Source organism: Shewanella sp. YQ_9 (assembly GCF_043103185.1).
In the GTDB taxonomy this organism is placed as follows: domain Bacteria; phylum Pseudomonadota; class Gammaproteobacteria; order Enterobacterales; family Shewanellaceae; genus Shewanella; species Shewanella algae.
The window spans coordinates 43,665-57,412 of sequence record NZ_JBICJO010000042.1 but is presented as its reverse complement, the minus strand read 5'-3'; the positions used below and the strand labels follow the sequence as shown (position 1 = coordinate 57,412).

The window sequence follows — 13,748 nt, the reverse complement described above, 5'->3', positions numbered from 1 at the left end:
TACAGAGAGACAGAGAGCAAAAGGCGCCTAGTTTTAGGCGCCTTTTTACTATCAATTTATTTGTTCCAAAAATTGAATTAACACTCTAAAATACAGTATCTAACTGTTTTTAATCAACCTATCCCTTCAAGAAAAGACAAGGCAGATTGCAAATTGCGGGTCCTGTACATGGGAGGCAAGGAGTTGAGAAATGCCTGACCATAGCTGCGATTGACGATGCGATTATCACAGAGAATTAGCACACCGCGGTCGCTCTCGTCACGAATGAGCCGTCCAACACCCTGTTTGAGTGCTATCACAGCCTGGGGCAAGGCCAACTCCACAAAGGGGTCACCCTGTCGCTTACTGATCTCTGCGGCTCTGGCGCGATAGAGATTATCGTCCGGAGACACAAAGGGCAGTTTGTCGATTATCACGCAAGAGAGTAACTTGCCGCGCACATCCACGCCTTCCCAAAAACTGCCGGTGCCCAGCAGCACGGCATTACCCAGCTGACGAAACTTTTTCAGCAAGGTCTGCTTACCAGCGCTGCCTTGCACCAAGAGTGGATAACGGCTGCGACCATGAAGCGCCTGCGCCACCCGTTGGAGCATCCTGTGACTGGTAAACAAAATAAAGGTTCGGCCCTTGGCAGCATTAATCGCCTGCTCGCACACCTCAAGCAGGCGCCGAAACTGATAATCCCCTTCAGAGCGCACATCCCCAAGCTCCCTGGGGACACACAAAATCGCCTGGCGCCGATAGTCAAAAGGGCTGTCGAGAATAAGCTCCCTGGCCCCCTTAAGCCCTAATGTCCGGCAAAAATGGTTCAGACTGCGATTCACCTGTAGCGTTGCCGAGGTAAATAGCCATCGGGTTTGCACCTCAAACAGCGCCTGACACGCCTTGGCAACATCAATAGGCGCCATTCTCAGCGTCGGCAGGCGACTGCCCTGCTCTATACTGTAAGCCGCACTTTGATCTTCACAGTTGAAAAACTGCTCCAGCTGCCTACAGTAATCTAGCCATTTTTCCAGGCAATCATCCAGTTCATCACTGCGACCGATATTGGCCAGCATCACCCGCTCCAGCGCCCGAAACTCTTCGAGCAGCTGCCAGCATTGCCTCGCAAGTTCTTTATCGGCCAACAAGGGGCGCCAGTCGCTTTGCCCTGAAGCCTGGGTCATCTGCGCCCAATCCGCCAGGCGGGAGCCGCAGCGCCTGGCGAGATCGCTCAGTTGTGAAGTATCCCTGAGTTCCTGTTGATATACCGCTTCCACCCGCTCAAGCACTCGCTGCATGGTCGCGAGCGACAGCTGGCGACCAAAGTAGGTTACGGCAATATCGGCGAGCAGGTGAGCCTCATCGAAAATCACCGCATCGGCATCGGGCAACAACTCGGCAAAGCCGGTATCCTTGAGGATCCTGTCGGCAAAAAACAGATGATGGTTAACCACGATAATCCTGGCTTCCAGGCTCTTCTGTCTGGCCTTGCGGGTAAAGCAGCTGTCATAGAAGGCGCAGCGCTTGCCGGTGCAGCGCTCTTTCGAAGAAGCCACCAGCGCCAGTGCCGGCGACTGTTCGGAAACCGTGGCCAGAGTACCGAGATCGCCATCTGTGCTGGCCGCGGCCCATTGATTTATCCTGAGCAGATCATCGAGCACTTCCGGGCTGCGGCTCTGGGCGCCATCCAACTGCTGCTCCAGCAACAACTGACACAGATAATTGTTGCGCCCTTTGAGCAGCGCCACCCGAACTTGCAGATCCAGCATCTGCAGCAAGGCCGGCAGATCTTTATAAAACAGCTGTTCTTGCAGGTTCTTTGAGCCGGTGGAGACAATCACCTGCTTGCCGGAGAGCAGCGCCGGGATCAGATAACCGAAGGTCTTGCCAACCCCGGTGCCGGCTTCGAGCACCAAAGGCACTGCAGCGCCGCTTGACCCATAGAGTAACTGGGCCACTTCGCGGGCCATCTCCAGTTGCGGCTCTCTAGGCTTGAAGCCCCTGATATTGGAGGCCAAAGGGCCGCCCGGGGCGAAGGCCAGTGCCGTTTCGCTGACGAGTCGATTACGCATTGTGCTCCATTTTGCCCTGGGGTATGGCGTGCATTATCGCTATTTGAGTGACGGATACAAGGGACAAACCTTATCGCCAAGCCGCTCTACCCGACAGAGTTGGCATAGTTGACAGAGTTGGCATTGACATAGCTGACATAGTTAACATAGCCACTTACACCAACTCTTTAGCTAACGATTCGCAAACTTATGCCCAAGCGGGCCGCTTGATGAATCCTTTTCAAGCAGCAGACATTTTTTGATTTTGGGTGTTGCAAATTCCAGTCAAAGGGATTAGCTTAAAACACACCAGCCGAATTGGCTCAGAATTGAATGTTTATGCGCTGCAAAATTACAGCGTGAAATCACAGGATTTATTACATGACACAGCTTCGCAACGCTATCCATCATCACCACCACGAGCGGTAGCCTTCGGAGCTGACTGCCGAAGGTTCATTCCTTCTGGCGGTTGATTCATAAGATCTGAAAACCCCTGGAAGGAATTCCGGGGGTTTTTCGTTTCCGGATTTGAGTTTTTTAACCAAGATTGAATTGACCAACAGGAATGACCACTATGACTTCAAATCGACTGCGCATCGCCATCCAGAAATCGGGCCGGCTTTCGAAAGAATCACAACAACTGCTGAAAAACTGCGGCGTAAAATTCACCGTCAATGAACAGCGTCTGATAGCCCACGCCGACAATATGCCGCTGGATCTGCTGCGGGTACGTGATGACGACATTCCCGGCCTGGTCATGGATGGCGTGGTCGATTTAGGGATCATTGGCGAGAATGTGCTGGAAGAGGAGCAGATAGAACGGCAGACACTGGGCAAACCTTCGGCCTGCAACAAACTCAGACAACTGGACTTCGGCGCCTGCCGTCTGTCGCTGGCGGTACCCAGTGAGTTCCCTTATCAGGACGCCGCCTCACTGGAAGGCTTGCGAATTGCCACTTCCTACCCCAACCTGCTTCGCCGTTTTATGCAAAATAAAGGCATAAGTTATCGAGACTGTATGCTCAAGGGTTCGGTAGAAGTCGCCCCCCGTGCCGGACTCGCCGACGGGATCTGCGATCTGGTTTCCACCGGCGCCACTTTGGAAGCCAACGGCCTGTACGAGACCGAAGTGATCTTTCGCTCCATGGCCTGTGTCATCCAATCACAGCAAACCCAAACCCCGGCCAAACAGGCCTTGATCGACAAGCTGATGAGCCGGGTCAACGGCGTCATCCGTGCCCGTGAAAGCAAATATATCCTGCTGCACGCTCCCACTGAAACCCTGGAGCAGATTGTTGCCCTGCTGCCCGGCGCCGAGAACCCCACAGTGTTGCCGCTCAACGATGACAGCAACCGGGTCGCCATCCACGCGGTCAGCACAGAAGATCTGTTCTGGGACACAATGGAAGAGCTGACCAAGCTCGGTGCCAGCTCGATTCTGGTAATGCCAATTGAAAAGATGATGGGGTGAAGCATGCAGTATCTGGTATGGGACACACTGAGCGAAAGCGAGCAGGCCGCTGCACTCCAGCGCTCCTCCCTGGTAAGCAGCAAAGCGCTCGAGCAGAGCGTCGGCGAGATCATTGAGGCCGTCGCCGCCAAGGGAGACCAAGCCCTCAGGGAGTACAGTGAGCGCTTTGATAATATCCCCCTTGAGAATATCGCCCTCAGTCAGGCGCAGATAAAGGCCGCAGCCCAGGACGTTAGCCCTGAGCTCAAAGACGCCATCAAGACCGCCATGGCCAACATAGATGTGTTCCACAGCGCGCAGCAACCCCAGACTTTGGATATCAATACCCAGGCCGGAGTACGCTGTGAACTCAGAAGTGAGGCCATAGACAGCGTCGGCCTCTATATACCGGGCGGCAGCGCGCCGCTGATTTCCACTGTGTTGATGCTGGCGCTGCCGGCCCGAATTGCCGGTTGTCGCCGCAGGGTCTTGATAAGCCCGGCACCAATAGACAGCGCCATCATCTACGCCGCCAGCGAATGCGGCATCGAAGAGATTTACCAATCCGGTGGCGCCCAGGCCATTGCCGCGCTGGCATTGGGCACGGAGACCATAACACCGGTGGACAAGATATTTGGCCCCGGCAACCGTTATGTCACCGAAGCTAAGCGCCAGTTGTCCCAGGATCCCAGGGCGCGAGTCAGTATCGACATGCCGGCGGGGCCATCCGAAGTGCTGGTCATCGCCGATGAGACTGCCAATCCAGCCTTTGTTGCGGCCGATCTCTTGTCACAGGCCGAGCACGGTCCCGACTCTCAGGTGATATTGCTCTCTAGTTGTGAATCGCTGGCAAAAGCCGTCATCCAAGAGCTGGACAAGCAGCTTGCGGCCCTGCCCCGCGCCGACATTGCCCGCCAGGCATTGGCCGAAAGCCGTATTTTACTGCTCGATTCACTGGATAAAGCTGCAGCCGTTTCCAACCGCTATGGCCCCGAGCACCTTATCATCCAGACCCGCAGCCCAAGAGCGCTGCTGGCACAAATTCGCGCCGCCGGCTCGGTGTTTCTCGGCCCCTACACCCCGGAATCTGTGGGTGATTACGCCAGCGGAACCAACCATGTTCTGCCCACTTACGGCTACAGCCGGTCGGTATCCAGCCTGTCACTGGCGGATTTCTGCCGCCGCTTTACCGTGCAGGAGCTGAGTGCCGAAGGTCTGTGCGCCTTGGGGCCCTCGGTAATGACCCTGGCCCAGGCAGAGCAGCTTGACGCTCACAGCAATGCCGTTGCCCTGCGTCTGGCCTCTCTTGGGGTATCCGGCCCCGAAGGTTCAACCGAGAGTGCTTCATCCCCAAGTGCTTTATCCGAGAGTGTTTCATCATCGCGCGCGCCGTCCGCGAGTATGGAGGAATAAAAGCCATGCCTGCAGCCATCAATACCCCCACTGCGGATGCCAAGAAAGGAACAATAGCCGTTACCCGCCAAAGCCGCGAGCTTGCCGCTACTCTGGCTCGCCCCGAGCTCTTGGCACTCGAACCCTATCAAAGCGCCAGGCGCCTTGGCGGCCAGGGGGAAGTCTGGATCAACGCCAACGAATCCCCCTTCAACCACACGGATATCGACCGGGTCAACCGCTACCCCGAGTGCCAGCCGCCAGAGGTGATAGCCGCCTATGCCGCCTATGCCGGAGTCTCAGATTTGCAGCTCATCTGCAGCCGCGGCGCCGATGAAGCGATAGAGTTGCTGATCCGCACCTTTTGCACCCCGGGGGCAGACAGCATCGCCCTCTTTGGCCCCACCTACGGCATGTACGCCATCAGCGCCGCGACCTTCAATGTCGAGGTCAAGGCGCTGTCGTTGGATGACAACTTTCAGTTGCCCAAAGCGTTAACCCAGGCCCAAGGCGCCAAACTGCTGTTTATCTGCAACCCCAACAACCCCACAGGCACCTGGGTAAGCCAGGGTGAAATTCTGCGGGTGCTCGAGGCCATGCCAGACACGCTGGTGGTAGTGGATGAAGCCTATATTGAATTCAGTCCCGAGCTGAGCGCCGCCTCTTTGCTCAAGGAGTATCCCAACCTGGTCGTGCTGCGCACCCTATCCAAGGCGTTTGCCCTGGCCGGAGCCCGCTGCGGCTTTATGCTGGCCAATGAAGGCATTATCGAGATGGTAAAACAGGTGCTGGCCCCCTACCCGGTACCTGTCCCTGTGGCACGCTTGGCGGCTTTGGCATTAAGCCCTGAGGGCATAGCCAGAATGCAGGCCGATGTGGCGCTGCTCAAGACCCAGGGGCAAAGAGTGGCTGCGGCGCTGGAAAGACTCGGTGCCCGGGTACTGCCAAGTGGCGGCAACTATCTGCTGGCGTATTTCGCCGATGCCCCCAAGGTGCGTGAGCAATTGCAGCACTTTGGCATAGTCGCCCGCAGCTACCGGGATCCGCGTCTTGTCGACGCCATACGTTTCAGTTTCAGCGATGACTCAGATACCGAGCGGCTGCTAGCCGCCCTGAGCCAGGTGCAATAACGATAATAATCAGCCCGGCAGCGGCCGGCACAAGGAAACATCAATGAGCCAGAAAATACTCTTTATCGACCGCGACGGCACCCTTATTGAAGAGCCGCAAACCGACAAACAGGTGGACAGACTGGATAAGCTGGTGTTTGAACCCGGCGTTATTCCGGCGCTGCTCAAACTGCAAAGCGCCGGTTACCGCTTGGTGATGGTCTCCAATCAGGATGGCCTGGGCACCCCCTCCTTCCCGAAAGAAGACTTCGATGCCCCCCACAATCTGATGATGCAGATTTTTTCAAGCCAGGGGGTCAACTTCAGCGAGGTGTTGATTTGCCCTCACTTCAACGATGAAAACTGCAGTTGCCGCAAACCCAAACTCGGGTTGGTAAAAGAGTTTCTGACCCAGGGCCTGGTGGATTTCACCCGCTCGGCAGTTATTGGTGATCGGGAAACCGATACTGCCCTGGCCGAGGCCATGGGCTTGACCGGCTATCGCTATGACAGGGAAAAGCTCAACTGGGGCGATATCTGTGATGCCCTCTTGAGCCGGGGTCGCCAGGCAACTGTGGTGCGCACCACCAAAGAGACCGACATTCGGGTCGAGGTGGATCTCGACCGCGCCGGCAGCAGCGACATCAATACCGGCATAGGCTTTTTCGATCACATGCTGGATCAGATTGCCACCCACGGCAATTTCAAACTGGCGGTCAAGGTTGACGGCGATCTTGAGATAGACGATCACCACAGTGTGGAAGATACCGCGCTGGCGCTGGGCGATGCTTTGCGTCAGGCGCTGGGTGATAAACGCGGTATTGCCCGTTTCGGCTTTTCCCTGCCCATGGATGAAGCCCGCGGCGACTGCCTGCTGGATCTCTCCGGTCGTCCCTTCCTCAAGTTCAACGCCGTATTTGAGCGGGAAAAGGTCGGTGAGCTGGCCACAGAGATGGTAGCGCACTTCTTTCGCTCCTTTGCCGACGGCCTGCGCTGCACCCTGCACCTTGGCTGCGAGGGCGACAACGACCACCACAAGGTAGAGGCGCTGTTCAAGGTGCTGGGGCGCACTCTGCGCCAGGCCATCAAGGTTGAAGGCGATGCCTTGCCTTCCAGTAAGGGAGTGTTGTAATGACCCAAGCCGTCGCCAAGACAGTGATAATTGATACCGGCTGCGCCAACTTAAGCTCGGTGAAATACGCTTTTGAGCGCCTCGGCGCCGAAGTCTGTATCAGTGATGATGCCGAGGTTATCCGCAGCGCCGAAAGAGTGGTGCTTCCCGGGGTGGGCACAGCCAGAGCCGCCATGGCGGCGCTCACTGAAAAGCAGTTAATTCCTGTTATCAAGGCGCTGAAACAGCCGGTGCTGGGAGTATGTCTCGGTATGCAGCTCATGTGTGACAGCTCGCAGGAAAGTGGCGAGGATGCCGATGAATGCCAGTGTCTTGGGCTGATCCCGGGCACTATACGCCAGCTCGACTGCAAGGGGTTGCCCCGTCCACATATGGGCTGGGATCAACTGAGCCCCGTACTTGATGCCAACGGCCAGGCACACCCGCTGTTTGCCGGTATCGATGAAGGCAGCTACTGCTATTTCGTCCATTCCTTTTGCGCCGCGCCTTCCGCGGCCACCATAGCCGAATGCTGTTACGGCGAGCGTTTCAGCGCCGCCATTGCCAAAGACAACTTTATGGGAGTGCAGTTTCACCCGGAAAAGAGCGCCGCTATCGGCAGCCTTATCCTGGCTAACTTTCTCACTCTGACCCAGGATGATTTTAACGGAGCTGTAGCATGATTATACCGGCAATCGATCTTATAGAAGGTCAGGTAGTGCGCTTGTTTCAGGGCGATTACCAACAGGAGACCCGCTTCAATCTGCAACCTGAGGCTCAACTGCTCGCTTATCAGGCCCAGGGCGCTTCGCTCTTGCATCTGGTGGACTTGACCGGCGCCAAGAACCCTGAGCGCTGCCAGAGCAGCCTGATAGCTTCGCTCGCGGCCGCCCTGGATACGCCACTGCAAGTGGGCGGCGGCGTGCGCAGTCAGCGTCAGCTCGATGAACTATTCAAGGCCGGGGTTTCCCGGGTAGTGATAGGTTCATTGGCGGTGCGTGAGCCCAAACTGGTTGGCGCCTGGCTCGAGCAATACGGCCCGGATGCCATCTGTCTGGCGCTGGATGTCAATATCAATGCCGCGGGCGAGAAAATAGTGGCGGTTCACGGCTGGCAGAGTGGCGGTGGCAAAACCCTGGAATCTCTGGTGGCCCAATTTGCCCCTTTGGGCCTTAAACATGCCTTGGTCACCGACATCAGTCGTGATGGCACTATGACGGGGGCCAACACGGCCCTGTACCGCGAATTGGCGCAGACCTTTCCCGATATCGCCTGGCAGGCCTCCGGCGGTATCGCCAGTCTGGATGATGTGGCCGCGGTCAGGGATTCCGGCGCCAGCGGCCTGATTATCGGCAAGGCCTTGCTCACCGGTGAATTCAGCGTAGAGGAGGCGATCGCATGCTGGCAAAACGTATAGTCCCTTGTCTCGATGTACGGGACGGTAAGGTGGTCAAAGGCGTGCAGTTTCGTAACCACGAAACCATAGGTGACATCGTGCCGCTGGCGGCCAGATATGCCGCCGAAGGCGCCGATGAACTGGTGTTCTATGATATCACCGCCAGCGCCCACTCGCGGGTGGTGGATAAGTCCTGGGTTAGCCGGGTGGCGCAGCAGATAGACATCCCCTTCTGTGTGGCCGGTGGCATCAAGACCCTGGCCCAGGCACGCGAGCTGCTGGCATTCGGTGCCGACAAGATCTCCATCAATTCACCTGCACTGTCGGATCCCAGCCTTATTCGCAGGCTGCAGGATGAATTCGGCCGCCAGTGCATAGTGGTGGGTATAGACTCTTTCTTCGATGCCAATGACAACAGCTATAAGGTGAAACAGTTTACCGGCGATGAAGCGGCGACCCGCGACACCCAATGGCACACCTTGGATTGGGTCGAAGAGGTGCAACGCCAGGGCTGCGGCGAAATCGTCCTCAATGTGATGAACCAAGATGGGGTGCGCCAGGGTTATGATATCGAGCAGCTCGCCAAAGTGAGAGCCGTCTGTGATGTGCCGCTTATCGCCTCCGGCGGTGCCGGCACCATGGCGCATTTTCTCGAGGTCTTCGACAAAGCCAAGGTCGATGCCGCCCTGGCCGCCAGCGTATTTCACAAGGGGATCATAGAGATCCAGGCGCTGAAAGCCTTTCTCAAGCAAAGTGGCGTCGCCATTCGCAGCTAAGGAAGGTGCGAATAAGTCCTCGTGGCACTCTGGCTTGCACAGCAATTGGCGTTCAAGGTATCTGACTGAAGGCATGCCGGGGCCTGTCAAAGTCGGATAACGCAGAGAGCCGGTTGCTGTGAAAGCCCCAAAGGGCGTGGCTTACAGGCCTATCTGCTGTGTTGTGCTTCTTACAAAGGACTAGGGCCATTTGCTGCGAACCACGCCTTGCATCCAGGCCTGTAAGCCGACGCAGAGCACACATGGGACTTGTTCGCACCTTCCATAAGCCCCACAACCCAATACAGGTATTTGATATGACAACCGAGACAAACAATGCCGACTGGCTCAAACAGTTGGACTGGGACAAACAACAAGGATTACTGCCGGCCGTAGTACAGAACTTTCACAGTGGCAAGGTGTTGATGCTGGGTTATATGAACCGCGAAGCCCTGGATGTCACCCTGAGCAAAGGCCTGGTGACCTTCTACAGCCGCAGCAAACAGCGGCTCTGGACCAAGGGTGAAAGCTCAGGCAATCTGCTGCAATTGGTCAGCATAGGAGTGGACTGTGACAACGACAGCCTGCTGCTGCAGGCCAACCCCATAGGCCCCACCTGCCACAAGGGGACTGACAGCTGCTGGGATAATCCGGCCTGCGGCGAAGTGCACCCCTTTATCAATCGCCTGCAAAGCCTTATAGCCTCCCGAAAGGAAGAAAACCCCAACGAGAGCTACACCGCTTCGCTGTTTCAGCGTGGTACCAAGCGCATTGCCCAGAAGGTGGGCGAAGAGGGATTGGAAACCGCGCTGGCGGCGGCCACTCATGATCGCGAAGAGTTGGTGAATGAAGCCTCGGATCTCCTCTATCACCTCTTGGTACTGCTGGAAGATCAGCAACTGTCCCTCGATGATATCCATGCCAACCTGGCCAAACGCCACACCCAGGCCAAAGCGGCACAGGGTTAAAGCAAAGCCAACATAAGGCTGTGGCACAGTACCAACGAACAAAGCAAAAGAGAAGAGGATGAATGCAACCAATAGGTATTCATCCCCTTCTGCTGTCAGCTTTTATCGCAAGCTTACACTGCTTCTACTTAAGCCAAGAGTAAGATTGCAGCCCCTTCCAACGCCCTTAAGCCCTCTCTAATCCATGCGGAAAGCTTAATCGCAGCCGCCTCCCAGGATACAAGCCGCCGGAGCGCTTGGCGCGGCTTTCGGATTATCTCTCTTGGCGCCAATCCCAGAGAGCTGTTTGGCAAAACTTGAGTCAAACCAACCCAGCATTGCCTCTGTCTGGCCGTAGAAGCGGTTCAAAGGCACAGGGTGCCACTCACCGATTTCGCTTTCCAGAACCAGCGACGGAAAGCCAGCCAATCCGAGCTTAGCCATCATGGCCCGGCTCTGGGCGATATGGCTCGCCAGCGGCGATATCTGCCCGGCTGAGTTTGCTTTCATAAACGCCGTCAGATCGCTAGCCAATTTCTCGCGTCCCAGTACCTGGAGACTCGGCAGCTCCGTCAGCAGTTGCAGTAACACTTCAGGCTCGGCAAGCCTTAAACCCTGAACATAATGGCCACGCTGCAATATCTCCAGCAGCGCCAATCCCTGCCCTGCCGCCTTTTCGGCGAGCAGGATGGCGGCAATGGCCGGTCCCGAGTCCAACACGGCGTCAGGGCATTGAAGCAAACCCTGAGTGTAATCGTCGCCAAAGGGCTGCCCGGTCAGCTTGGCAATTTTGCTGTCGTGGCTGAGGATATGTTGCCTGAGACCGGGCGTTATTCTTGTTGCCTCCATCAGGCCGCCGGCGTGCAAAACTATCGGGAGTCTGGCACTCAGGGCATGAATGAGGGGCGCCGCACCATGGCACCAGCCGCACAAGGGGTCAAAAAAGTAGTGCAGCCTCACCATTTCATCTCGCCCTTGCTGACCTTGGCACCTATCTCCAATGCCATAGCAAGCCCGGCATTCGGGTACAGACGCTGCATGGTGTCAATAAGCTCAGCGCTGGTTTGCGTGTCGGCTTCGGCTTGTTCGAAATCCTGCAGGTACTTGAGTGTCGCGGCAATATTGTCCTGCTCGAGAAAAGATTCAGACAACATGTGCCCGGGGATCACCTTGGCAGGTTTAAGCGCCGCCATTTCCGCAAGCTGCGCCTTCCAGGCCGCTCGCTCACTCTGGCTCTGACTATCAGCCATCCACAGGTGCAAGCCCCCGGAGACGGCCACATTGCCGAGAATGGTTTTGCTGGAAGGTACCCAGAGGTATGGCCTGTCAGCCAGCATTCCCTGGTCACCTTTTATCTCAATCGCCTTGCCTTCAAGCATTAATTGACTGCCTTTAAATATCTCTGGCAGCTGCGCCTTGAGGGGGGCATTGCTACCCATTCTGGGGATCCAAAAGCTCAGCTTGTCTTCCAGTTTGGCCGAAATTTGTGCGTGCACTGCCGGGGTCGTCAGGTATTTTGCTTTAGGGAAAAACTGTTTGAGTGTGGCAACCCCGAAGTAATAGTCAGGATCCGCCTGGCTGACGAATACAGTGGTCAACTGCTTGCCACTGTCCAGAATCTCGGCGGCCAGTCGCAAGGCATCGGCGCGGGTGAAGCCTGTGTCGACCAAAATGGCTTCCTTTTCACCGGTTATCAGGGTGGCGTTGACATGAAAGCTGTTACCGTCGGCATTATAGACTTTGAAGTCGAGGGCGTCCGATTCGGCGTGTAAAGAAAATGGCAACACTAAACTGGCGGCCAATACGAGTGATTTAAGCATGGTTTTACTCCGGTGAATTTCAACGTTGGCCAGTTTATGATTTCAATTAATGCAGATATACGGCTAAAATTGCGCAATATTGTTGCATAATCCGGACAAGTAATCGCAGATGGACAGATTAACCGCCGCCGAAGTCTTTGTGGATCTGGCCGCCAGTGGCAGCTTTACCGCTACCGCCGAGCGGCTTGAGATGTCGCGCGCCATGGTAACCCGCCATATCAAGACGCTTGAGGATTGGTTGGGCGCCAGATTACTCAATCGCACCACCCGCAGTGTAACCCTTACAGATGCCGGGAATCAGTGCCTGACATATTGTCGCCAGTTACTCTCGACCCGTGAGGCATTGGAAATCAGCCTAAGCGAGAGACGCAGACAATTGACCGGCAAACTGAGAATAAGCAGTAGCATGTCATTCGCACACGCACGACTGGCAGCGAGCCTCGCGCAATTCATCAGGCTTAATCCCGGGGTGGAAATCGAGTTGGATGTGAGCGATCGCGCTGTGGATCTGGTGGCGGAAAGGGTCGATCTGGTGATCCGTATTGCTTCAAGCCCGGATCCCTTGTTGATTGGCAAGCCGCTTATCAGGGTGAATTCGCAGCTGGTGGCTTCTCCTGAATACCTCAAACAGTATTCGGCGCCGCAGCACCCCAGGGATCTTCGCCAACACCTGTGCCTTGGCTACCGCCATTTCAATCGCAATCTTTGGCATCTTTCCAAGGGAGAGCAGAACGAATCTGTAGCGGTCAACTGCCAACTGGTGGCCAATGAAGCGACAGTGTTACTCAGGGCGGCTCAGGCCGGCAGCGGTATCGCCCAACTGCCCGATTATCTGCTGGCTGAGGCACTCAAAGATGGCAGCTTGCAATGCTTGCTGCCGGATTGGACACCGAGGGTCATGACGGCCTACGCTCTCTATAGCTCAAGAGAGCATATGCCGGTGGCACTGAGAGCCTTGATTGACCACTTGAGCCAGACATTCTCAGGCTGAAGACAAACCAAAAACGGGGCCATAGGCCCCGTTCATACTCGCTGACAACCCTTGTCAGGCAGCAACTATCTGCTGCTGTGCCCTGAGCGGATGCAGACGATCGTGCATCACCTTGATGGTTTCAAAGCGGGTCAGGGTTTTGACATCGCTGAGTCGACATTCGTTGGCCAACATCATTACCAAAGAAGCCTGCAGCCCGGTCTCAACCACCATCACCAGCACACGCTCTCCACGACATTTGAGATCAAACATCTTTCCCGGCTCACTGTAAACACAGACAGCACTGGTGTCGAAGAACCATGACTTAGGCATCTGCGGTTTTTGCATAAAGTGAGCAGCGGTAGCATTCAATGCCAGTTGAACCACTTGTGCATCCGTCAATGACAGTGATTTGGTTAGACGATCAAGCAGGTCAATATAGAACTTGGCGTGCTCGACGCTAAATTCTGCTTCTTTCATTGCATCCGGTATCAAAGTCTTGGCTTTATAAGGAGTCAGAAATTCCATTTCCGAACCTAACGATACGCTAAGGACACCATACGAATCGTTATATCTCCATTGCCAATCTCTGTTTGGCATTAATAACATAACGCAATCCAATAAGACCTGTGATTTATTACAAACGGAATAATAGATGATATTTTACCCAATATCAAAAAAAGTTTTAGATATTAGATTGAGATAACAATATCTTAGACAGATCCTTTAGATCAAAAAACGATCAATTCAAATAAAAAAGGATCG

At 55.5% G+C, this 13,748-nt stretch carries 13 protein-coding genes; 9 read left to right on the top strand and 4 right to left on the bottom strand.

What is annotated here, in order from left to right; all coding sequences use genetic code 11:
• Window positions 1-113: 113 nt before the first annotated feature.
• Entirely contained in the window at window positions 114-2,054 is a 1,941-nt protein-coding gene (locus ACF8D4_RS13210; protein ID WP_392465246.1) for an ATP-dependent DNA helicase, read from the bottom strand.
• Window positions 2,055-2,607: 553 nt separating this feature from the next.
• Between ACF8D4_RS13210 and hisG the strand changes: the two genes are divergently transcribed.
• From hisG to hisIE, 8 genes are all read left to right on the top strand, one after another.
• Window positions 2,608-3,504 carry an ATP phosphoribosyltransferase gene (hisG, locus tag ACF8D4_RS13205; RefSeq protein ID WP_025011635.1) on the top strand — a complete coding sequence of 299 codons (897 nt, stop codon included), beginning with the start codon at window positions 2,608-2,610 and terminating at the stop codon, window positions 3,502-3,504.
• A 3-nt stretch (window positions 3,505-3,507) separates the two neighbouring features.
• The gene (gene hisD / locus ACF8D4_RS13200; RefSeq protein WP_392465244.1) at window positions 3,508-4,896 is read left to right on the top strand and encodes a histidinol dehydrogenase; all 1,389 of its coding nucleotides are present in this window, start codon (window positions 3,508-3,510) and stop codon (window positions 4,894-4,896) included.
• Window positions 4,897-4,901: 5 nt separating this feature from the next.
• Window positions 4,902-6,005: a histidinol-phosphate transaminase gene (gene hisC, locus ACF8D4_RS13195; protein ID WP_392465242.1), complete on the top strand. Its 1,104-nt coding sequence runs from the start codon at window positions 4,902-4,904 to the stop codon at window positions 6,003-6,005.
• A 43-nt stretch (window positions 6,006-6,048) separates the two neighbouring features.
• Window positions 6,049-7,116, top strand: a complete 1,068-nt coding sequence (gene hisB, locus ACF8D4_RS13190) for a bifunctional histidinol-phosphatase/imidazoleglycerol-phosphate dehydratase HisB (protein ID WP_392465241.1) — start codon at window positions 6,049-6,051, stop codon at window positions 7,114-7,116.
• Entirely contained in the window at window positions 7,116-7,778 is a 663-nt protein-coding gene (gene hisH, locus ACF8D4_RS13185; protein WP_392465239.1) for an imidazole glycerol phosphate synthase subunit HisH, read from the top strand. Before hisB ends, hisH begins: the two co-directional genes overlap by 1 nt.
• Window positions 7,775-8,512 carry a 1-(5-phosphoribosyl)-5-[(5-phosphoribosylamino)methylideneamino]imidazole-4-carboxamide isomerase gene (gene hisA, locus ACF8D4_RS13180; protein WP_345855208.1) on the top strand — a complete coding sequence of 246 codons (738 nt, stop codon included), beginning with the start codon at window positions 7,775-7,777 and terminating at the stop codon, window positions 8,510-8,512. The genes hisH and hisA overlap by 4 nt, the downstream gene beginning before the upstream one ends.
• The gene (hisF, locus tag ACF8D4_RS13175; RefSeq protein ID WP_044734598.1) at window positions 8,494-9,267 is read left to right on the top strand and encodes an imidazole glycerol phosphate synthase subunit HisF; all 774 of its coding nucleotides are present in this window, start codon (window positions 8,494-8,496) and stop codon (window positions 9,265-9,267) included. Before hisA ends, hisF begins: the two co-directional genes overlap by 19 nt.
• A 296-nt stretch (window positions 9,268-9,563) precedes the next feature.
• Window positions 9,564-10,214, top strand: coding sequence for a bifunctional phosphoribosyl-AMP cyclohydrolase/phosphoribosyl-ATP diphosphatase HisIE (gene hisIE / locus ACF8D4_RS13170; RefSeq protein WP_392465237.1), 651 nt, complete (start codon window positions 9,564-9,566; stop codon window positions 10,212-10,214).
• Between the two features lie 195 nt (window positions 10,215-10,409).
• Here hisIE and ACF8D4_RS13165 read toward each other — a convergent pair whose 3' ends face one another.
• Together ACF8D4_RS13165 and ACF8D4_RS13160 are read right to left on the bottom strand one after the other, a co-directional pair.
• Window positions 10,410-11,156 (bottom strand): DsbA family protein, encoded by a 747-nt coding sequence (locus tag ACF8D4_RS13165; protein WP_101059958.1) that lies wholly within the window; start codon window positions 11,154-11,156, stop codon window positions 10,410-10,412.
• Complete coding sequence (locus ACF8D4_RS13160) at window positions 11,150-12,013, bottom strand: MBL fold metallo-hydrolase (protein ID WP_392465235.1); 864 nt, start codon at window positions 12,011-12,013, stop codon at window positions 11,150-11,152. The genes ACF8D4_RS13165 and ACF8D4_RS13160 overlap by 7 nt, the downstream gene beginning before the upstream one ends.
• Before the next feature lie 109 nt (window positions 12,014-12,122).
• On the opposite strand from ACF8D4_RS13160, the gene ACF8D4_RS13155 reads away from it, so the two are divergent.
• Entirely contained in the window at window positions 12,123-13,004 is an 882-nt protein-coding gene (locus ACF8D4_RS13155; RefSeq protein ID WP_101059960.1) for a LysR family transcriptional regulator, read from the top strand.
• Between the two features lie 54 nt (window positions 13,005-13,058).
• On the opposite strand, the gene ACF8D4_RS13150 is transcribed toward ACF8D4_RS13155, so the two are convergent.
• A complete protein-coding gene (locus ACF8D4_RS13150; protein WP_025011151.1) occupies window positions 13,059-13,592 on the bottom strand; it encodes a cell division protein ZapC in 534 nt (177 codons plus the stop codon).
• Between the last annotated feature and the right edge of the window lie 156 nt (window positions 13,593-13,748).